This window comes from Citrobacter sp. CK181 (genome assembly GCF_030333595.1).
GTDB classification, from domain to species: Bacteria; Pseudomonadota; Gammaproteobacteria; order Enterobacterales; family Enterobacteriaceae; genus Citrobacter_B; species Citrobacter_B koseri.
In genome coordinates, this window is record NZ_JAOWFN010000013.1 from 372,001 (window position 1) to 393,840 (window position 21,840).

Genomic DNA, 21,840 nt, shown 5'->3' on the forward strand with positions numbered 1-21,840 from the left:
TAGTTTTCTCTGCGAAGGTTCATGCACGTCCGTGGTAAACTGGGGAAATCTATCCCTTTTATGCCTTTCAGGACGATGAAAAAGAAAAGACCCGTACTTCAGGATGTGGCTGACCGCGTAGGCGTGACCAAAATGACGGTCAGCCGTTTTCTGCGTAACCCGGAGCAGGTCTCCGTCGCGCTGCGGGGCAAGATCGCTGCTGCACTTGATGAACTGGGTTACATTCCCAATCGTGCTCCCGATATTCTTTCTAACGCGACCAGCCGTGCGGTGGGCGTTCTGCTGCCGTCGTTAACCAACCAGGTTTTCGCCGAGGTGTTACGCGGCATTGAGACCGTCACCGATGCCCACGGCTACCAGACGATGCTGGCGCACTACGGCTATAAGCCGGAAATGGAGCAGGAACGTCTGGAGTCGATGCTGTCATGGAACATTGACGGGCTAATCCTCACTGAACGTACCCATACGCCGCGCACGCTCAAAATGATTGAAGTCGCGGGCATTCCGGTGGTGGAGCTGATGGACAGCAAATCGCCATGCCTCGATATCGCCGTCGGTTTTGACAACTTTGAAGCCGCTCGTCAGATGACCGCCGCGATTATCGCGCGTGGCCATCGTCATATCGCCTATCTGGGGGCGCGCCTCGACGAACGTACTATCATCAAACAGAAGGGCTATGAACAGGCCATGCTGGACGCCGGGCTGGTGCCCTACAGCGTGATGGTGGAGCAATCGTCGTCTTACTCTTCCGGGATTGAGCTGATCCGCCAGGCAAGACGCGAATACCCGCAGCTGGACGGTATTTTCTGTACCAACGATGACCTTGCCGTCGGGGCGGCGTTCGAATGCCAGCGTTTAGGGCTCAAAATTCCTGATGATATGGCGATTGCCGGTTTCCACGGCCACGACATTGGTCAGGTGATGGAACCGCGTCTGGCCAGCGTACTCACGCCGCGTGAGCGGATGGGCAGTATCGGCGCAGAGCGCCTGCTGGCGCGCATACGCGGTGAAGCGGTGACGCCTAAAATGTTAGATTTAGGTTTCACCTTGTCACCGGGTGGATCTATTTAGTCCAACAAATTTGAAGTAGCTCACACTTATTCACTTCTGCCACGAATGGATATTGCTTCTATTCTGGTCCGGCCGGACAATGTTACCGATAACAGTTACCCGTAACAATTCCTGATCCTTGTACTGTGGGGGCACCACTTTGAGCACGACTAACCATGATCACCACATTTACGTTCTGATGGGCGTATCAGGCAGTGGCAAATCCGCTGTCGCCAGCGAAGTGGCGCATCAGCTGCATGCCGCGTTTCTTGATGGCGATTTTCTCCATCCGCGTTGCAACATCATGAAAATGGCCTCCGGCGAGCCGTTGAATGACGACGACCGCAAGCCGTGGTTACAGGCGCTGAACGATGCGGCGTTTGCGATGCAGCGAACCAATAAGGTATCGCTGATTGTCTGTTCCGCACTGAAAAAACACTATCGCGACCTGCTGCGCGACGGTAACCCAAACCTGTCTTTCATCTACCTGAAAGGGGATTTTGACGTTATCGAAAGCCGCCTGAAGGCACGTAAAGGCCACTTCTTTAAAACGCAGATGCTGGTAACTCAGTTTGACACGCTGGAAGAGCCGGGCGCTGACGAGAGCGATGTACTGGTGGTGAATATCGATCAGCCGCTGGAAGGTGTCGTGGCAAGCACCATTGAGGTCATTAACAAAGGCAGTAAGTAGTGAGTACATTAACGCTTGTTTTAACAGCAGTAGGTTCTGTTTTACTGCTGCTGTTTTTAGTGATGAAGGCGCGTATGCACGCCTTCGTTGCTTTGATGGTGGTGTCTATTGGCGCTGGTCTCTTTTCCGGTATGCCGCTCGATAAAATCGCGGCGACGATGGAAAAAGGGATGGGCGGTACGCTTGGCTTCCTGGCGATTGTCGTCGCACTGGGCGCCATGTTCGGCAAAATTTTGCATGAGACGGGCGCAGTCGATCAGATTGCCGTCAAAATGCTCAAATCTTTCGGCCACAGCCGCGCGCATTACGCGATTGGTCTGGCGGGGCTGATTTGCGCGCTGCCGCTGTTCTTTGAAGTCGCCATTGTGCTGCTGATTAGCGTCGCATTCTCTATGGCGCGCCATACCGGAACAAACCTTGTGAAGTTGGTCATTCCGCTGTTTGCGGGCGTGGCGGCGGCTGCGGCGTTTCTGCTGCCCGGGCCTGCGCCGATGCTGCTGGCGTCCCAAATGCACGCTGATTTTGGCTGGATGATCCTGATTGGTCTGTGCGCGGCAATCCCTGGCATGATCATCGCCGGGCCGCTGTTTGGTAATTTCATTGGCCGCTATGTGGAACTGCACGTCCCGGACGACATTACCGAACCGCATCTGGGCGAAGGTAAAATGCCGTCGTTTGGCTTCAGCCTCTCGCTGATCCTGCTGCCGCTGGTGCTGGTAGGGCTGAAAACGATCGCCGCGCGCTTTGTCGCGGAAGGTTCCAGCGCTTACGAATGGTTTGAGTTTATCGGCCACCCGTTCACCGCGATTCTGGTGGCGTGCCTGGTGGCAATCTATGGCCTGGCGGTGCGTCAGGGGATGGCGAAAGATAAAGTCATGGCGATCTGCGGTCAGGCGCTGCAACCGGCGGGCATTATTCTGTTGGTGATTGGCGCAGGCGGCGTGTTCAAGCAGGTTCTGGTGGATTCCGGCGTTGGCCCGGCGCTGGGCGAAGCGTTAACCGGCATGGGCTTGCCGATTGCCATCACCTGCTTCGTGCTGGCGGCAGCGGTGCGTATCATTCAGGGTTCCGCGACCGTCGCGTGCTTAACGGCGGTGGGGCTGGTGATGCCGGTGGTGGAACAACTGAACTTCTCCGGCGCGCAGATGGCGGCATTGTCTATCTGTATCGCGGGCGGTTCTATCGTGGTCAGCCACGTAAACGACGCCGGTTTCTGGCTGTTCGGTAAATTCACTGGCGCGACCGAAGCGCAAACGCTGAAGACCTGGACGATGATGGAAACCATTCTCGGCACCGTCGGCGCGATTGTCGGTATGATTGCGTTCCAGCTTCTGAGCTGAGTCTTGTTGCCCGGTGGCGCGCTGCTTACCGGGCCTACAAGTGAGCACATATCCACACCGTAGGCCGGGCAAGCGCCACCCGGCTTTTCATCCTCAGCCTTTCATCCACATCCGAATGCCGTCCAGGAACATTTGGGTCGCCATCATCACCAGAATCAACCCCATCAGACGTTCCAGCGCGTTAACCCCTTTCTCGCCCAGCAGACGCAGGAACAGCGACGATTGCAGCAGAATCACAAACGTGCCGCCCCAGGCGATCAGCAGAGCGATGACCAGATGCCCCATCTGGTTCGGATACTGATGCGATAACAGCATCAGCGTCGCCAGGATGGTCGGGCCCGCCACCAGAGGGATAGCCAGCGGTACGATAAACGGTTCTTCGCCCGCCGGGAGTCCGGCGCTGTTGCCTGATGCGCTGGGGAAAATCATCTTAATGGCGATCAGGAACAGAATAATCCCCCCGGAGATCGACACGGTTTCCGCCCGCAGGTTGAGAAAGGCCAAAATTTTCTCGCCCGCAAACAGGAAAATGAGCATCAGTAAAAGCGCAATAAACAGCTCACGAACCATAATCGCCCGGCGGCGCTTTGGTTCGGTATGTTTCAGTACGGACATGAAAATGGGCAGATTTCCGAGTGGATCCATAATCAGGATCAATAAAACTGCCGCTGAAATGATTTCATTCATAACTCAAATTCCCTGATAATTACTGCGGACTTTCTGCTTGCTTAGGAAGCGGGATAAGTCGCATTACTGATGGCTTCGCTATCATTGATTAATTTCACTTGCGACTTTGGCTGCTTTTTGTATGGTGAAGGAAGAACCAGTAGGACACTGGTTTGCATACACAGCACACATCTTTGCAGGAAAAAAACGCTATGAAAAATGTTGGTTTTATCGGCTGGCGCGGTATGGTCGGCTCTGTACTCATGCAACGCATGGTTGAAGAGCGCGACTTCGATGCCATTCGCCCTGTTTTCTTTTCTACTTCCCAGCTTGGGCAGGCAGCGCCGACGTTCGGCGGTACGCCCGGCGGCACACTTCAGGATGCCTTTGATCTCGACGCGCTGAAGGCGCTTGATATCATTGTGACCTGTCAGGGCGGCGATTATACCAACGAAATCTATCCAAAGCTCCGTGAAAGCGGCTGGCAGGGCTACTGGATTGACGCGGCATCCTCGCTGCGCATGAAAGACGACGCCATCATTATTCTTGATCCGGTTAACCAGGATGTCATTACCGACGGCCTGAACAACGGCATTAAAACCTTCGTCGGCGGTAACTGTACCGTCAGCCTGATGCTGATGTCGCTGGGCGGTCTGTTTGCTAATGACCTGGTGGACTGGGTTTCTGTTGCGACTTACCAGGCGGCGTCCGGCGGCGGCGCGCGTCATATGCGCGAACTGCTGGCGCAGATGGGCCACTTGTACGGTCACGTAGCCGATGAGCTGGCGACGCCTTCTTCCGCGATCCTCGACATTGAGCGCAAAGTGACGACCCTGACCCGCAGCGGCGACCTGCCGGTTGATAACTTTGGCGTACCGCTGGCGGGCAGCCTGATTCCGTGGATCGACAAACAGCTCGATAACGGCCAGAGCCGCGAAGAGTGGAAAGGCCAGGCGGAAACCAACAAAATTCTCAACACCTCTTCCGTGATCCCGGTGGATGGTCTGTGCGTGCGCGTCGGCGCGCTGCGCTGCCACAGCCAGGCGTTCACCATTAAACTGAAAAAAGACGTGTCTGTTCCGACCGTGGAAGAACTGCTGGCCGCGCACAACCCGTGGGCGAAAGTGGTACCCAACGATCGTGACATTACCCTGCGTGAGTTAACCCCGGCTGCCGTTACCGGCACGCTCACCACGCCGGTTGGCCGCCTGCGTAAGCTGAACATGGGGCCGGAGTTCCTCTCCGCCTTTACCGTTGGCGACCAGCTGCTTTGGGGCGCGGCAGAACCGCTGCGCCGTATGCTGCGTCAGCTGGCGTAATTGTGGATGGCCTGGTAGCGCGAACGCTTATCAGGCCCACCAATAACGTGAATCACCAGGCCGGATAACGCATCGCCGCCATCCGGCAAACAAAACAGAGTTTAAATGTTGGGTGCTGAGTCACCCTTTTTTTTGCGTAATACAGGAGTAAGCGCAGATGTTCCAATATTTACCAGGAGTAAGATAAAGCATTGGCTATTCTTTAAGGGTGTCTTAATACCGGAGGTATTAAGCCTTAGCCTGAAGGTGGGACGGGGCAGAGAGGATGCACATTGGTGCTGCGCCGTTCAGGTCAAAGAAGTGTCACAACCTGATGTCGAAGATCAGTTGGAAGGGGTGACACCATAAAACAGGAAGACAGCCATGTCCGATCGTATCGATAGAGACGTGATTAATGCGCTAATTGCGGGCCATTTTGCGGACCCTTTTTCCGTACTTGGTATGCACCAAACCACCGCGGGACTGGAAGTCCGCGCCCTATTGCCTGATGCCACCGAAGTGTGGGTGATTGAACCGAAAACCGGACGTAAAGTCGGCAAACTGGAATGTATCGACTCACGCGGTTTTTTTAGCGGTGTGCTCCCCCGACGCAAAAATTTCTTTCGCTATCAGCTCGCTGTTGTCTGGCATGGACAGCAGAATCTGATTGACGATCCTTACCGTTTTGGCCCGCTGATCCAGGAAATGGATGCCTGGTTGCTGTCTGAAGGCACGCATTTACGCCCGTATGAAACGCTGGGCGCACATGCCGACACAATGGACGGCGTTACTGGAACCCGTTTTTCCGTCTGGGCGCCGAATGCCCAGCGCGTCTCCGTCGTTGGGCAATTCAACTACTGGGATGGTCGCCGCCACCCGATGCGCCTGCGCAAAGAGAGCGGTATCTGGGAGCTGTTTATTCCCGGCGCGCAACACGGTCAGTTGTACAAGTTCGAGATGATCGATGCGCATGGCAAGCTGAGAATCAAAGCCGACCCGTATGCGTTTGAAGCGCAAATGCGCCCGGAAACGGCCTCGCTGATCTGCGGTCTACCGGAAAAAGTGGTGCAGACGGAAGAGCGCAAACAAGCCAACCGGTTCGATGCGCCAGTCTCCATCTATGAAGTGCATCTGGGCTCGTGGCGTCGTCATACCGATAACAATTTCTGGCTGAGCTACCGCGAACTGGCGGATCAGCTTATTCCATACGTAAAATGGATGGGCTTTACCCACCTCGAACTGCTTCCTGTTAATGAACATCCCTTTGATGGCAGCTGGGGCTACCAGCCGACCGGGCTGTATGCGCCGACCCGCCGTTTCGGCACGCGCGATGACTTCCGCTATTTCATCAATGCCGCTCATCAGGCGGGTCTGAACGTCATTCTTGACTGGGTGCCGGGCCACTTCCCGTCGGATGATTTTGGTCTGGCGGATTTCGACGGCACCAAACTGTATGAGCACAGCGACCCGCGTGAAGGGTATCACCAGGACTGGAACACGCTTATCTATAACTACGGGCGCCGTGAAGTCAGCAACTATCTGGTCGGGAACGCGCTTTACTGGATTGAGCGTTTCGGCATTGATGCGCTGCGTGTAGACGCCGTGGCGTCGATGATTTACCGCGACTACAGCCGCAAAGAAGGTGAGTGGATCCCCAACGAGTTCGGCGGGCGTGAGAACCTGGAAGCCATTGAGTTCTTACGCAATACCAACCGTATTCTGGGCGAGCAGGTGTCTGGCGCGGTGAGCATGGCCGAGGAGTCCACTGACTTCGCTGGCGTGTCCCGACCACAGGATATGGGCGGACTGGGTTTCTGGTACAAATGGAACCTGGGCTGGATGCATGACACGCTGGACTACATGAAGCTGGACCCGGTTCATCGCCAGTATCATCACGATAAGCTGACCTTCGGCATGCTCTACAACTACACCGAAAACTTTGTCCTGCCGCTGTCGCATGACGAAGTGGTGCATGGCAAAAAATCGATTCTCGACCGTATGCCTGGCGACGCCTGGCAGAAATTCGCCAACCTGCGCGCCTATTACGGCTGGATGTGGGCGTTCCCCGGTAAGAAACTGCTGTTTATGGGCAACGAGTTCGCCCAGGGGCGCGAGTGGAACCACGATGCCAGCCTTGACTGGCATCTGCTGGAAGGCGGCGACAACTGGCACCACGGCGTACAGCGGCTGGTGCGCGATCTCAACCATACCTATCGCCACCATAAAGCGCTGCATGAACTTGATTTTGACGCTTACGGTTTTGAATGGCTGGTGGTGGATGATAACGAACGTTCGGTGCTGATTTTTGTCCGCCGCGATAAAGTCGGCAATGAAATCATCGTCGCCAGCAACTTTACCCCGGTGCCGCGCCATGACTATCGTTTTGGCATCAATCAGCCAGGGAAATGGCGGGAGATTGTGAATACCGATTCCATGCACTACCACGGCAGCAATACCGGCAACGGCGGGGTGGTGCACAGCGACGAGATCGCCAGCCACGGCCGCCAGCACTCATTGAGTCTGACGCTGCCGCCGCTGGCCACCATCTGGCTTGTGCGGGAGGGTGAATGACGCAACTGGCAACCGGCAAAGCGACACCGCATGGCGCGACGTATGACGGTCATGGCGTCAACTTCACGCTTTTTTCGGCACATGCGGAGCGCGTTGAACTGTGCGTGTTTGATGCGCTCGGCAATGAGCAGCGGTATGACCTGCCGGGGCGCAGCGGCGATGTCTGGCACGGCTACCTTGCCGACGCCAGACCCGGCCTGCGCTACGGGTATCGCGTACACGGCCCGTGGCAACCCGCGCAAGGGCACCGCTTTAACCCGGCAAAACTGCTTATCGATCCCTGCGCTCGCCGCGTTGAAGGGGAGCTGAAGGATAACCCGCTGCTGCACGGCGGGTACGACGAGCCGGACCATCGTGATAATGCCGCTGTTGCCCTGAAATGCGTTGTCACCGCCGACCGCTATGACTGGGAAGATGACGCCCCGCCGCGCACGCCGTGGGGCAACACGGTCATCTACGAAACGCATGTGAAGGGGCTGACGTACCTGCATCCGGCGATCCCGTCAGAGATTCGCGGCACCTGGAAGGCGCTGGGCCATCCGGTGATGATCGCGTATTTCAAGCAGTTGGGCATTACCGCGCTGGAGCTGTTGCCGGTGGCGCATTTTGCCAGTGAACCGCGCTTACAGCGCCTGGGGCTGTCGAATTACTGGGGCTATAACCCGGTGGCGATGTTCGCGCTGCATCCGGCTTATGCCTGCTCCCCGGAAACTGCGCTGGATGAGTTTCGCGATGCCATCAAAGCGCTGCATAAAGCCGGTATTGAAGTCATTCTTGATATTGTGCTGAACCATAGTGCGGAGCTGGATCTCGACGGGCCGCTCTTCTCCCTGCGCGGAATCGACAACCGTAGCTATTATTGGATCAAGGAGGATGGCGACTATCACAACTGGACCGGCTGCGGCAACACCCTCAATCTGAGCCATCCCGGTGTGGTGGAGTTTGCGTGCGAGTGCCTGCGCTACTGGGTTGAAACATGCCATGTGGACGGTTTTCGTTTTGATCTGGCCTCCGTGATGGGGCGCACCCCGGCGTTCCGTCAGGATGCGCCGCTGTTTACCGCCATCAACAATTGCCCGGTATTGTCGAGCGTGAAGCTCATTGCTGAGCCCTGGGATATCGGCGAAGGCGGCTATCAGGTGGGGAATTTCCCGCCGCCGTTTGCCGAGTGGAACGACCATTTCCGTGACGCGGCCCGCCGCTTCTGGTTGCAACGCAATCTGCCCCTCGGTGAGTTTGCCGGACGTTTCGCCGGTTCCAGCGATGTGTTTAAACGCCACGATCGCCTGCCCAATGCGTCCGTCAATCTGATCACCGCGCATGACGGTTTTACGCTGCGCGACTGTGTTTGTTTCAATCAGAAACACAATGAGGCGAACGGTGAGGAAAATCGGGACGGCACCAACAACAATTACAGTGATAATCATGGTAAAGAGGGATTAGGCGGCACGCTGGATCTGATTGAACGGCGGCGCGACAGCATTCACGCCCTGCTGACCACGTTGTTGCTCTCTCAGGGAACGCCGATGCTGCTGGCGGGCGATGAACACGGCCATAGCCAGCACGGCAACAATAACGCTTACTGCCAGGATAACGCATTAACCTGGCTGGACTGGCAGCAGGCAAACAGTGGGCTAACCACCTTTACCGCTGCATTGATTCATCTTCGCCAGCAGATACCGGCATTAGTGGGAAATCGCTGGTGGGAAGAAAATGACGGCAATGTTCGTTGGCTGAATAAAAATGCAGAGCCCTTAAGCGCGGGCGAGTGGGAAAACGGGCCGAAACAGATGCAGATCCTGCTTTCAGACCGCTTCCTTATCGCGATAAACGCCACGCTTGAGGTGACAGATATCGTTTTACCTGAAGGGGAGTGGCACGCTATTCCCCCATTCGCTGGAGAGGATAATCCGGTGATTACGGCTGTCTGGCAGGGACCTGCGCACGGACTGTGTGTGTTCCAGAGATGATAAAAAAGGAGTTAGTCATGGTGAGTTTAGAGAAGAACGATCGTGTAATGTTGGCGCGCCAGCTGCCATTAAAATCTGTTGCCCTGATCCTGGCCGGTGGCCGTGGTACACGCCTGAAAGATTTAACCAACAAACGTGCCAAACCTGCCGTGCACTTTGGCGGTAAGTTCCGCATCATCGATTTTGCCTTATCCAACTGTATTAACTCCGGGATCCGCCGTATTGGCGTGATCACGCAATACCAGTCTCATACTCTGGTACAGCATATTCAGCGCGGCTGGTCATTCTTCAGCGAAGAGATGAACGAATTCGTCGACCTGCTTCCCGCCCAGCAAAGGATGCAGGGCGAAAACTGGTATCGTGGAACGGCAGATGCCGTGACCCAGAACCTGGACATCATTCGTCGCTATAAAGCGGAATATGTGGTGATCCTCGCGGGCGATCATATCTACAAGCAGGACTACTCGCGCATGCTGATCGACCACTTCGAAAAAGGAGCGCGCTGCACCGTGGCGTGTATGCCGGTGCCGATTGAAGAGGCCACCGCGTTTGGCGTGATGGCGGTGGACGAGAGCGACAAGATCATCGAGTTTGTTGAAAAACCGGCGAATCCGCCAGCCATGCCTGGTGACGCGACGAAATCTCTCGCCAGCATGGGGATCTACATTTTCAACGCCGATTATCTGTATGAGTTGCTGGAGGAGGACGACAAAGACGACACCTCCAGCCACGATTTCGGTAAAGATATCATCCCAAAAATCACCAAAGCCGGTATGGCGTATGCGCATCCATTCCCGCTGTCCTGCGTGCAGTCCGATCCCGAATCTGAACCTTACTGGCGCGATGTGGGCACGCTGGAAGCCTACTGGAAAGCCAACCTCGACCTGGCCTCGGTGACGCCGGAACTCGACATGTATGATCAAGACTGGCCGATCCGCACGCACATGGAGTCTCTGCCGCCTGCGAAATTTGTTCAGGATCGCTCCGGCAGCCACGGCATGACGCTCAACTCGCTGGTCTCCGGCGGGTGCATTATATCCGGTTCGGTGGTGGTGCAGTCCGTCCTGTTCCCGCGCGTGAGGGTGAACTCATTCTGTAACATCGATTCGGCAGTCCTGCTGCCAGAGGTCTGGGTTGGACGCTCATGCCGCTTGCGTCGTTGCATCATCGATCGCGCCTGCGTAATCCCGGAAGGTATGGTGATTGGCGAAAACGCGGAAGAAGATGCCCGTCGTTTCTACCGCTCAGAGGAAGGCATTGTGCTGGTCACGCGTGAAATGCTGCGCAAATTGCAGGTCAAACAGGAGCGATAATGCAGGTTTTACATGTATGTTCAGAGATGTTCCCCCTGCTAAAAACAGGTGGTCTGGCGGATGTGATTGGCGCGTTGCCTGCGGCACAGATTGCGGATGGTGTGGATGCTCGTGTGCTGCTTCCTGCATTTCCTGATATTCGTCGGGGCATCCCGGATGCGCAGGTAGTGACCCGGCGCGATACCTTTGCGGGAAGAATTACGCTCCTGTTCGGGCATTATAACGGCGTGGGAATCTACCTGATTGATGCGCCGCATCTGTATGACCGTCCGGGAAGCCCTTATCACGATACGAATTTATTCGCCTATACCGATAACGTCCTGCGGTTTGCGCTGTTGGGATGGGTGGGATGTGAAATGGCCTGCGGGCTTGATCCATTCTGGCGCCCGGATGTGGTGCATGCGCACGACTGGCATGCAGGCCTGGCACCTGCGTATCTGGCTGCGCGCGGGCGTCCGGCGAAATCGGTGTTTACCGTACACAACCTGGCCTATCAAGGCATGTTTTATGCACATCACATGGATGACATCCAACTGCCATGGTCGTTCTATAACATGCATGGTCTGGAGTTTAACGGGCAGATTTCATTCCTGAAGGCGGGGTTGTATTACGCCGACCATATTACGGCGGTGAGCCCGACCTATGCGCGTGAAATTACCGAGCCGCAGTTCGCGTACGGGATGGAAGGCCTGCTGCGTCAGCGTCATCAGGAAGGGCGTCTGTCCGGCGTGCTGAATGGCGTGGATGAGAAAATCTGGAGCCCTGAAACGGATCTGCTGCTGGCGGCGCGCTATACGCGTGATTCGCTGGAGGAGAAAGCGGAGAACAAGCGCCAGCTACAGATTGCGATGGGGCTGAAAGTGGATGACAAAGCGCCGCTGTTCGCCGTGGTCAGCCGTCTGACCAGCCAGAAAGGGCTGGATCTGGTGCTGGAGGCGTTGCCGGGATTGCTGGAGCAGGGCGGGCAACTGGCGCTGCTGGGCGCGGGCGATCCGGTATTGCAGGAAGGATTTTTAGCGGCGGCGGCGGAACACCCAGGCCAGGTGGGCGTGCAGATCGGCTATCACGAAGCCTTCTCTCACCGCATCATGGGCGGGGCGGATGTCATTCTGGTGCCCAGCCGCTTTGAGCCGTGCGGCTTAACGCAGTTATACGGACTGAAGTACGGCACGCTGCCGCTGGTGCGGCGTACCGGTGGGCTTGCTGATACGGTGTCGGACAGTTCGCTGGAAAACCTGGCGGACGGCATCGCCAGTGGGTTTGTATTTGAAGATAGTAATGCCTGGTCTCTGTTACGGGCGATCCGGCGTGCTTTCGTGTTGTGGTCCCGACCTTCGCTCTGGCGGTTTGTGCAACGGCAGGCTATGGCCATGGATTTTAGCTGGCAAGTCGCGGCGAAGTCTTACCGCGAGCTTTACTATCGCTTGAAATAGTTATCCAGGAATCACCTATATGAATGCTCCATTTACTTATGCATCGCCCACTCTTAGCGTAGAAGCGCTTAAGCATTCTATTGCCTACAAACTGATGTTCACGATTGGTAAAGATCCGGTCATTGCCAATAAACATGAATGGCTGAACGCCACGCTGTTCGCGGTGCGCGATCGCCTCGTGGAACGCTGGCTGCGTTCTAACCGTGCTCAACTGTCGCAGGAAACCCGTCAGGTCTATTACCTGTCGATGGAATTTTTGATTGGCCGAACCCTCTCCAATGCCTTGTTATCGTTGGGTATTTACGACGATGTTAAAGGGGCGCTGGAAGCGATGGGGCTGGATCTCGAAGAACTGATTGATGAAGAGAACGACCCCGGTCTTGGCAACGGCGGTCTTGGCCGTCTGGCGGCGTGCTTCCTTGATTCGCTGGCGACCCTGGGCCTGCCGGGGCGCGGCTATGGAATTCGCTACGACTACGGCATGTTCAAGCAGAACATTGTCGAGGGGCGGCAGAAAGAGTCCCCGGACTACTGGCTGGAATACGGCAATCCGTGGGAGTTCAAACGCCATAATACGCGCTACAAGGTGCGTTTCGGCGGGCGAATTCAGCAGGAAGGCAAGAAAGCCCGCTGGATTGAAACCGAAGAGATTCTGGCGGTGGCCTATGACCAGATTATCCCGGGTTATGATACCGACGCCACCAACACGCTGCGCCTGTGGAGCGCTCAGGCCAGTAGCGAAATCAACCTTGGTAAATTTAACCAGGGCGACTACTTCGCGGCGGTAGAGGACAAAAATCACTCTGAAAACGTATCCCGCGTGCTTTACCCGGATGACTCCACCTATTCGGGACGCGAGCTGCGCCTGCGTCAGGAGTACTTCCTGGTTTCCTCAACGGTACAGGACATTCTGAGCCGCCACTACCAGCTGCATAAAACCTATGACAACCTGGCGGATAAAATCGCCATTCACCTCAATGATACCCACCCGGTGCTGTCGATCCCGGAACTGATGCGCTTGTTGATTGATGAGCACAAATTCAACTGGGACGATGCGTTTGAGGTGTGCTGCCAGGTCTTCTCCTACACCAACCACACGCTGATGAGCGAAGCGCTGGAAACCTGGCCGGTGGATATGCTGGGTAAAATCCTGCCGCGTCATTTGCAGATCATCTTTGAGATTAACGACTATTTCCTGAAAACGTTGCAGGAGCAGTATCCCAACGATACCGCTCTGCTGGGGCGGGCGTCGATTATCGATGAGTCCAACGGTCGCCGCGTCCGTATGGCGTGGCTGGCGGTGGTGGTGAGCCATAAAGTGAATGGCGTATCGGAGCTGCACTCTAACCTGATGGTGCAGTCGCTGTTTGCTGATTTTGCGAGTATCTTCCCGACCCGCTTCTGCAACGTGACCAACGGCGTGACGCCGCGCCGCTGGCTGGCGCTGGCGAACCCGTCGCTTTCTGAGGTGCTGGACGAAAATATCGGGCGCACCTGGCGTACGGATCTCAGCCAGCTAAGCGAACTACAGCAGCATTGCGATTTCCCGCTGGTGAATCACGCGGTGCGCCAGGCGAAGCTGGAAAACAAAAAACGGCTGGCAATACTCATCGCTCAGCAATTGAACGTGGTGGTCAATCCGAAGGCGTTGTTTGATGTGCAGATTAAACGTATTCACGAGTACAAACGTCAGTTGATGAATGTGCTGCATGTGATTACGCGTTATAACCGCATCAAGGAAGATCCTGAGGCGGAATGGGTGCCGCGCGTGAATATCTTTGCCGGTAAGGCGGCTTCGGCCTATTACATGGCGAAGCACATTATTCACCTGATCAATGACGTTGCTAAGGTGATCAACAACGATCCGCAGATTGGCGATAAGCTGAAAGTGGTGTTTATCCCGAACTACAGCGTGAGCCTGGCGCAGGTCATTATTCCTGCCGCCGACCTGTCTGAGCAGATTTCGCTGGCGGGTACGGAGGCGTCCGGCACCAGTAATATGAAGTTTGCGCTCAACGGCGCGCTGACCATCGGTACGCTGGACGGCGCAAACGTCGAGATGCTGGAGCATGTGGGGGCGGAGAATATCTTTATCTTTGGCAATACGGCGGAAGAGGTGGAAGAACTGCGCAAGCAGGGCTATAAACCGCGCGAGTATTACGAAAAAGATGCGGAGCTGCACCAGGTGCTGACGCAGATCGGCAGCGGCGTGTTCAGCCCGGAAGAGCCGGGGCGCTACCGTGATCTGGTGGATTCGTTGATTAACTTTGGCGACCACTATCAGGTGCTGGCGGATTATCGTAGCTATGTTGATTGCCAGGATAAGGTGGATGAATTGTATCGTCATCCCGAAGAGTGGACCGCGAAAGCGATGCTCAATATCGCCAATATGGGGTATTTCTCCTCCGACAGGACGATCAAGGAGTATGCCGAAAATATCTGGCACATTGATTCGGTAAGGTTGTAACAAGGGACAGGACTACCTGTAGGCCGGATAAGACGTTAGTGGCCATCCGGCAAAAGGCCCGGTGGCGCTGACGCTTACCGGGCCTGTGGACTGTTTTGTAGGCCGGATAAGGCGTAGCCGCCATCCGGCATTGTCATTACGACGCCAGCGACAACTGACGTTTGCCAATATATTCCGCCAGCCACTGGCTCACGCGGGACTGCTGCTCGGCGTTGAGCCACATCCCTTCTTTGGTGCGGCGCCACAACGCGTCGTCCGCACGACGTACCCATTCGTGATCCACCAGATACTTCAACTCCGCTTCGTAAAGTTCGTGACCGAAATCTTCACCTAACTCGGCAACGGAGGTGGCTTCGCCGAGTATCCACTCGGTATTGCTGCCGTAGGTGCGGGAATAATGACGCGCCAGCGACTCCGTCAGGAACGGATAGCGGCGGCGCAGTTTGGCCGCGTAATCTTCACGATCGCCGCCGATATCCCCGCCAGGAAGCACGCACTCTTTAGTCCAGGCCGGGCCAATGCCCTGGTAATAGGACGACAGTTTTTCCATTGCGTGTTCGGCCAGCTTACGATAAGTGGTCAGCTTACCGCCGAATACCGACAGCAGCGGCGCTTTGCCGTTTTCATCGTGGATATCCAGCGTGTAGTCACGGGTGATCGCCTGCGGAGAATCGGACTCGTCATCGCACAGCGGACGCACGCCGGAGTAGGTCCAGACGATATCGTCGCGGCCCAGTTGTTTCTTGAAGTGCGCGTTATAGACCTTCAACAGGTAATTGATTTCGCTTTCATCAATTTTCACTGCCTTCGGATCGCCTTTGTACTCCACGTCAGTGGTGCCGATGATTGAGAACTCATCCATCCACGGAATCACAAATACGATACGCTTATCTTCGTTTTGCAGGATATAAGCCTGTTTCTGCGTATGCACGCGCGGCACCACAATGTGGCTGCCTTTGATCAGACGAATGCCGTAGGGTGAAGGCAGGTGCATACCGTCGTCGAAGAACTGTTTTACCCACGGCCCCGTGGCGTTGACCAGACCACGCGCCTGCCAGGTGTGCTTTTTACCGGTATCGATATCTTCCGCTTCTACGATCCACAGACCGTTTTCACGACGGGCAGAGGTCGCTCGGGTACGGGTTAACACTTCCCCGCCTTTACGCACCACCATTTGGGCGTTTGCCAGAACCAGACGTGCATCGTCTACCCAGCAGTCAGAATATTCGAAACCGCGCACGATCTCCGGTTTCAGCACCGAATCTGCGCCAAAACGCAAACCGGTTGAACCGGGCAGACTGGTGCGTTTGCCCAGATGATCGTACATAAACAAACCAATTCGGATCATCCATGCCGGGCGCAGGTGCGGGCGGTGAGGCAGTCGGAAGCGCATCGGGAAGGCGATGTGCGGCGCCATTTTCAGCAGCACTTCACGTTCGGCCAGCGCTTCGCTGACCAGGCGGAATTCGTAGTGTTCAAGGTAGCGCAAGCCACCGTGAATTAATTTAGAGCTGGCGGAAGAGGTTGCACAGGCCAAATCCTGCGCTTCCAGCATGAGCACGGATAAACCACGTCCGGCGGCGTCTGCCGCGATACCCGCACCGTTAATGCCCCCGCCTATCACAATCAGATCTTTGGTTTCCATGCTACCCTCTTGCACTTTCGTTAAAGCTCAAAAATGTTCGTTATCGAGCATAATAGCAAAAAAACGAGCTGGTGGTAACATCGAAAAAACATTTTAGAGTGATACATATAACATTATGGCGTTTACTTACCCCGGCGACGTACACTGAACGGTAAAATAGCCATCTGCATATAAAGCCTGCATATAAAAGAAAGAGAGACTCATGGATCAGTTTGAATGTATTAATGTCGAAGAAGCTCACCAGAAGCTGCACCAGGGAACGGCGGTGCTGGTGGATATCCGCGATCCGCAAAGCTATGCGATGGGCCACACGCCGCAGGCGTTCCATCTGACCAACGATACGCTGGGCGCGTTTATGCGCGACCATGATTTCGATACCGTGGTGATGGTGATGTGCTATCACGGCAATAGCAGCAAAGGCGCGGCACAGTACCTGCTACAACAGGGTTATGACGCGGTTTACAGTATTGATGGCGGGTTTGATGCCTGGCACCGCCATTTCCCCTCAGAGGTGGCATTTGGCGCATAAGCCCACAAAGATGCAGCCTGAAGCCGGAAGGGCCTATATACTGTCCTCTTTTGTGTGGACTAAGCGACAGCAACAATGTTGATGATTACCTCTTTTGCTAACCCCCGCGTGGCGCAGGCATTTGTTGATTACATGGCGACGCAGGGCGTTATCCTGACGATTCAACAACATCATCAAAGCGATGTCTGGCTGGCGGACGAATCTCAGGCCGAGTGCGTGCGGGCGGAGCTGGCGCGCTTTCTGGAAAATCCCGCCGATCCGCGTTATCTGGCGGCAAGCTGGCAGTCCGGTCATACCGGCAGTGGGCTGCACTATCGCCGTTTCCCGTTTATCGCCACATTGCGCGAGAGGGCGGGCCCGGTCACCTGGCTTATTATGATCGCCTGTATCCTGGTGTTCGTTGTGATGAGCATCGTCGGCGCGCAGAGCGTCATGGTGTGGCTGGCGTGGCCGTTTGATCCGTCACTGAAATTTGAGTTCTGGCGCTATTTCACCCATGCGTTTATGCACTTCTCGTTAATGCATATCCTCTTCAACCTGTTGTGGTGGTGGTATATCGGCGGGGCGGTGGAAAAACGTCTGGGCAGCGGAAAACTGATCGTTATTACCGTCATCAGCGCATTGCTGAGCGGTTATGTACAGCAGAAGTTCAGCGGCCCGTGGTTTGGTGGGCTTTCCGGCGTGGTTTACGCGCTGATGGGCTACGCCTGGCTACGTGGTGAACGCGATCCGCAAAGCGGCATATATCTACAGCGTGGGCTTATTGCTTTTGCGTTGATCTGGATTGTTGCCGGGTGGTTTGATGTGTTTGGCATGTCGATGGCGAACGGTGCGCACATCGCCGGGCTGGCCGTGGGGCTGGCGATGGCATTTGCTGACACGGTGAATGCGCGAAAACGAACATGATTGGGGTTGCGCCGGATGGCGGCGAAACGCCTTATCCGGCCTACTAAAAATGCACGGTCGGTAGGCCGGATAAAACGCCAGGCGTCGCCATCCGGCAAAATTCCAGGGAATAACAATGAAACAGACACAACGTCATGACGCTATCATCGAACTGGTAAAAAAGCAGGGATACGTCAGCACTGAAGAACTGGTGGAACATTTCTCCGTCAGCCCACAAACCATCCGTCGGGATCTCAACGACCTGGCGGAGCAGAATATGATCCTGCGCCACCACGGCGGCGCGGCGTTGCCTTCCAGCTCGGTAAACACGCCGTGGCACGATCGTAAAGCGACGCAAACGGCGGAGAAGGAACGTATTGCGCGGAAAGTCGCCACGCAAATCCCCAACGGTTCAACGCTGTTTATCGATATCGGCACGACGCCGGAAGCGGTGGCGCATGCCTTGTTGGATCACAGTAACCTGCGCATTGTGACCAACAATCTCAACGTGGCGAACACGCTGATGGTGAAAGAGGATTTTCGCATTATTCTCGCTGGCGGTGAGCTTCGCAGCCGTGACGGCGGCATTATTGGCGAAGCGACGCTCGATTTCATCTCTCAATTCCGCCTGGATTTTGGCATTCTGGGGATCAGCGGTATCGACAGCGATGGGTCGCTGCTGGAATTTGATTATCACGAAGTACGCACGAAACGCGCGATTATTGAAAATTCACGCCATGTGATGCTGGTTGTGGATCACTCTAAGTTTGGTCGTAATGCGATGGTGAATATGGGCAGCATTAGCCTGGTGGATGCCGTCTATACCGATATGACGCCGCCAGCAGGGGTATTGCAGGTGCTTACCGACCACCATATTCAGTTAGAGTTGTGCTGATCATCGTGATTGTAGGCCCGGTAAGCGTAAGCGCCACCGGGCAATCATCACACCCCGTACCCCATCATTTTCAAAAGCCTCTGCGCATGTTGTACGGCGTCCTGACGATGCGCGACGCCGAGCTTCTGATATAAATTGCGAATGTGCGTTTTGATGGTCGTGGCCGCAACCGCCAGCTCGCCAGCGATTTGCTCGTTGCTGTAGCCGGAATAGATCAGCCCCAGAACCTGCCACTCACGCTGCGTTAGCGGGCTGGTGCGGATCAGCTCCGGTACGTCCGGGTGATTTAACAGCCGCTCCACAAAGCCTTCGTCAAAATGGGCGAACTTATGTCGATGGTGCTGGTTAATTTCCCGCAGGATGCGCTGTGCGCGATGTTGTTCAAGCTCCGGCAGCGTATTCAACTGAATCAACTGACGCAGTTGCTGCGCCATCGCTTCGCCTTCAATCACAAAGTGGCTGATGAAACCGGTACGGTTCGCCAGTTGCAGCGCATCAAGCAACACCCGCTGGGCGTCGTTTTTACGTCCGGCCTGCCAGTACAGTTGATTAAGCAACAGCAGGTTACGGTTAAGATCGCTCATTAAACGCAGGCTACGGGCGTTCTCGTTTAGCTCTTCCAGCACAATCTCTGCGGATTCAAACTCACCCAGCAGGATCTGCGCCCTGGCGATATTACGCCACTGGCCTTGCAGGAAGTGGTTGTTGGCAAATTCTGGTTTCGGCGTATGACGCAGCCAGTTGGCGGCGGACTTCTTATCGCCCGTCATCTGCCAGTAAATCACGCGAACCTTATCGGCATTGGAAATCCAGTCGCTGTGATACTGGCCGTTGCCCAGCAGGTTCTCCAGACGGTTCAACTGCGTGCGGGCATTATCCAGATCGCCGCGCGCCAGCGAGCACTGCACCAGCAGCGCCAGACACTGCAATTGCTGCTGCGGCTGGAATGCGGAAAGCACATCAATACCGCTGCGGGCGGAGGCTTCCGCTTCGTCAAGACGCGCCCATGCCCACAGAAGCTGCGCGCGAATGCGCATCAGGAACTCGTGCATCGGCAACTGTTCGAGATGTTGCTCTTTAATCAGCTGGAACGCTTTCTCCTGGGTTTCCCAGGCGGCCTGCAAAAAGCCCTGGGCGAAGAGAATTTCACTTTGTTGGAGCAGGCTCCAGAGGGCGTAATGCCAGACGTCATGATGACGCGACATTTGCTCAGTTTGCTGCATCAGCGACAGTGAGCGGGAGAGATCGCCTTTACAGTGCAGCACTTCGCCGTGTACGGAGGTGGCGACAATACGGCTGTAAAACCAGGCGATCGGCAGCTCATCCAGCGCCAGTTTTGCCAGCCGTTCCGCTTCATCCGGGTTGCCGTCGTTAATCGCGACCTGAGCGCGCAGGGCGTTGAATTCCGCATGCAGCGTACCGTCCATCATGCCCTGAATTTCTTGCTCAGCGCGCGCCAGCAGGGTATTCACTTCGCTGTAGCGGTGCTGGCTTTGCATCAGCCATGCCTGCAACAGAACCAGCCGCGGGTTTTCCAGCAAACTTTCCCACGGCAGGGCCTTTAACGACTCTTCCAGCAGCGCCAGCTCACTGTGATTAAACAGCCCCCACGCATGATTCAGCAGGATATCGCGCAGCATATGCGCATCGCCCGCCGCCAGGGCATGGTGAATGGCTTCGCTGGGGAAACCTTGCGCCATCCAGCTTTCGGCGGCAGCGCGGTGGATATCCGGCAGCTCGGTCGCCAGTTCCCACTGGCAACGCTGACGCAGGAAACTGCCAAAAAGCGGGTGATAGCTGAACCATTCGCCCGTATCGTCCATGCGTTGCAGGAACAGCCCCTGACGCTCAATCTCCTCCAGACGCATCTGCCCGTTCTCTTCGCCCGTCACGCGCACGATCAGCGCATCGTTCATCGAACGCAGGATGGCGCTTTTCAGCAGAAAATGCCGGGTACTCACGTCCACGTTGTCCAGCACTTCATCGACCAGGTAATCGGACAGATGGCTGGCGTTGATTCCCGCCAGGCGTCGCGCAGACTGGTGCGCGGAGTTATTGTTCTGGCGGGCGGAAAGGGCGATAAGCTGTAGCGCGGTTGCCCAACCGGCGACGTCGTCGCACATCCGGCTGCTTTCGGCGGCTTCGATAGGCGAGGACAGACGGCGGTCAAAGAACTGTTTTGCTTCCTGATGGTTAAAGGCTAATTGCTGGCTGCCGATTTCCAGCAGCTGATCGCGAACGCGCAAGTTAGCGATGCCGAGCTGCGGTAAATTACGCGACAGCACGACCAGCGTGAGATTTTCGGGCTGATGGCGCAGGAAAAAGCGCATCGCGTCGTGGATCACCGGGTTTGTGATCAGATGGTAATCATCAATGACCAGATAAAGCGGGCGATGCCACTCAGCTAACTCAATAAAGAGTTGCGCGAAAAGGGAGGTCAGGCTGACGTACTGGCGTTTTTGCACCATGACTTCACTGGTGGAGCAATGCCCGCCCGTTGCCTGCTGAAGCGCGGCAATTAAATAACTGGCGAATCGCTCCTGCTGGTTGTCGCCTTCATCCAGCGAGAACCAGCCTAACTCGTTTTTCCCGGCTGCCCACTGTGAAACAAGCGTGGTTTTCCCATAGCCCGCAGGGCTTGTTACCAGGGCCAGCCTGAAATTGTTCGCGCCGGAAAGTTTAGCCAACAGGCGCTCACGAACCACCGTATGGTCGAGTCGAACCGGACGACTTAATTTAGACGGAATCAACATAGTAATCACTTCACTGTGAGGAAATGGGGAAATGCGATTTTTTTTGCGCTTCGTAATTAATAGATATAAGGTCGGACAGAAACCGGTTTAATGCAAGCTATGCAAGTTTTTTGTGTGTCTGAATTTGCACTCTGTCACAATTCTAAATATCCATTGCAAGAAACGGTTTAGCACGGTCTGAGTGTGCGTGGAGACTGGGATGGTGCCCGATCCTGCCTGCCCCAAATAATGCCGTTTCCTCTGTGTGGTTACTGTACTTTTTAATGAAAGTCAGGAAGTAATGAACTCAGGGAATTATTCAGGAACGGAAATAACTGAATGGGTTTGATATTTC

General features: G+C 55.6%; 15 protein-coding genes. 12 read left to right on the forward strand and 3 right to left on the reverse strand.

Going from position 1 to position 21,840, the window contains the following annotated elements; all coding sequences use genetic code 11:
• Positions 1-75 precede the first annotated feature (75 nt).
• The 3 genes from gntR to gntU all read left to right on the forward strand — a co-directional run bounded on the left by gntR (position 76) and on the right by gntU (position 3,081).
• Positions 76-1,071 (forward strand): gluconate operon transcriptional repressor GntR, encoded by a 996-nt coding sequence (gene gntR, locus OGW17_RS13110; protein ID WP_024131020.1) that lies wholly within the window; start codon positions 76-78, stop codon positions 1,069-1,071.
• Positions 1,072-1,210: 139 nt separating this feature from the next.
• Positions 1,211-1,741, forward strand: coding sequence for a gluconokinase (gene gntK / locus OGW17_RS13115; protein WP_024131019.1), 531 nt, complete (start codon positions 1,211-1,213; stop codon positions 1,739-1,741).
• On the forward strand, positions 1,741-3,081 hold the full coding sequence (gntU, locus tag OGW17_RS13120) for a gluconate transporter (protein WP_047460635.1): 1,341 nt from the start codon (positions 1,741-1,743) through the stop codon (positions 3,079-3,081). Before gntK ends, gntU begins: the two co-directional genes overlap by 1 nt.
• Before the next feature lie 93 nt (positions 3,082-3,174).
• On the opposite strand, the gene yhgN is transcribed toward gntU, so the two are convergent.
• A complete protein-coding gene (gene yhgN / locus OGW17_RS13125; protein ID WP_012135540.1) occupies positions 3,175-3,768 on the reverse strand; it encodes an NAAT family transporter YhgN in 594 nt (197 codons plus the stop codon).
• A gap of 191 nt (positions 3,769-3,959) precedes the next feature.
• On the opposite strand from yhgN, the gene asd reads away from it, so the two are divergent.
• The 6 genes from asd to glgP all read left to right on the forward strand — a co-directional run bounded on the left by asd (position 3,960) and on the right by glgP (position 14,799).
• Positions 3,960-5,066 (forward strand): aspartate-semialdehyde dehydrogenase, encoded by a 1,107-nt coding sequence (gene asd, locus OGW17_RS13130; protein WP_012135538.1) that lies wholly within the window; start codon positions 3,960-3,962, stop codon positions 5,064-5,066.
• Between the two features lie 363 nt (positions 5,067-5,429).
• The gene (glgB, locus tag OGW17_RS13135; protein ID WP_012135537.1) at positions 5,430-7,616 is read left to right on the forward strand and encodes a 1,4-alpha-glucan branching enzyme; all 2,187 of its coding nucleotides are present in this window, start codon (positions 5,430-5,432) and stop codon (positions 7,614-7,616) included.
• Positions 7,613-9,586 carry a glycogen debranching protein GlgX gene (gene glgX, locus OGW17_RS13140; RefSeq protein ID WP_071259341.1) on the forward strand — a complete coding sequence of 658 codons (1,974 nt, stop codon included), beginning with the start codon at positions 7,613-7,615 and terminating at the stop codon, positions 9,584-9,586. Before glgB ends, glgX begins: the two co-directional genes overlap by 4 nt.
• Positions 9,587-9,603: 17 nt before the next feature.
• The gene (glgC, locus tag OGW17_RS13145; RefSeq protein ID WP_024131017.1) at positions 9,604-10,899 is read left to right on the forward strand and encodes a glucose-1-phosphate adenylyltransferase; all 1,296 of its coding nucleotides are present in this window, start codon (positions 9,604-9,606) and stop codon (positions 10,897-10,899) included.
• Positions 10,899-12,332: a glycogen synthase GlgA gene (gene glgA / locus OGW17_RS13150; RefSeq protein WP_012135534.1), complete on the forward strand. Its 1,434-nt coding sequence runs from the start codon at positions 10,899-10,901 to the stop codon at positions 12,330-12,332. Before glgC ends, glgA begins: the two co-directional genes overlap by 1 nt.
• Positions 12,333-12,351: 19 nt before the next feature.
• Positions 12,352-14,799, forward strand: coding sequence for a glycogen phosphorylase (gene glgP / locus OGW17_RS13155; RefSeq protein ID WP_071259344.1), 2,448 nt, complete (start codon positions 12,352-12,354; stop codon positions 14,797-14,799).
• Between the two features lie 136 nt (positions 14,800-14,935).
• On the opposite strand, the gene glpD is transcribed toward glgP, so the two are convergent.
• Positions 14,936-16,444, reverse strand: coding sequence for a glycerol-3-phosphate dehydrogenase (gene glpD / locus OGW17_RS13160; protein WP_012135531.1), 1,509 nt, complete (start codon positions 16,442-16,444; stop codon positions 14,936-14,938).
• Between the two features lie 202 nt (positions 16,445-16,646).
• Here glpD and glpE point away from each other — a divergent pair, with 202 nt between their 5' ends.
• From glpE to OGW17_RS13175, 3 genes are all read left to right on the forward strand, one after another.
• Entirely contained in the window at positions 16,647-16,973 is a 327-nt protein-coding gene (gene glpE, locus OGW17_RS13165; RefSeq protein WP_012135529.1) for a thiosulfate sulfurtransferase GlpE, read from the forward strand.
• A gap of 75 nt (positions 16,974-17,048) precedes the next feature.
• Positions 17,049-17,879 carry a rhomboid family intramembrane serine protease GlpG gene (glpG, locus tag OGW17_RS13170; RefSeq protein ID WP_071259346.1) on the forward strand — a complete coding sequence of 277 codons (831 nt, stop codon included), beginning with the start codon at positions 17,049-17,051 and terminating at the stop codon, positions 17,877-17,879.
• 115 nt (positions 17,880-17,994) lie between these two features.
• Positions 17,995-18,753, forward strand: coding sequence for a DeoR/GlpR family transcriptional regulator (locus tag OGW17_RS13175; RefSeq protein WP_012135527.1), 759 nt, complete (start codon positions 17,995-17,997; stop codon positions 18,751-18,753).
• 47 nt (positions 18,754-18,800) lie between these two features.
• Here the strand turns inward: OGW17_RS13175 and malT are convergent, their stop codons facing one another.
• Positions 18,801-21,506: an HTH-type transcriptional regulator MalT gene (gene malT, locus OGW17_RS13180; protein ID WP_012135526.1), complete on the reverse strand. Its 2,706-nt coding sequence runs from the start codon at positions 21,504-21,506 to the stop codon at positions 18,801-18,803.
• Between the last annotated feature and the right edge of the window lie 334 nt (positions 21,507-21,840).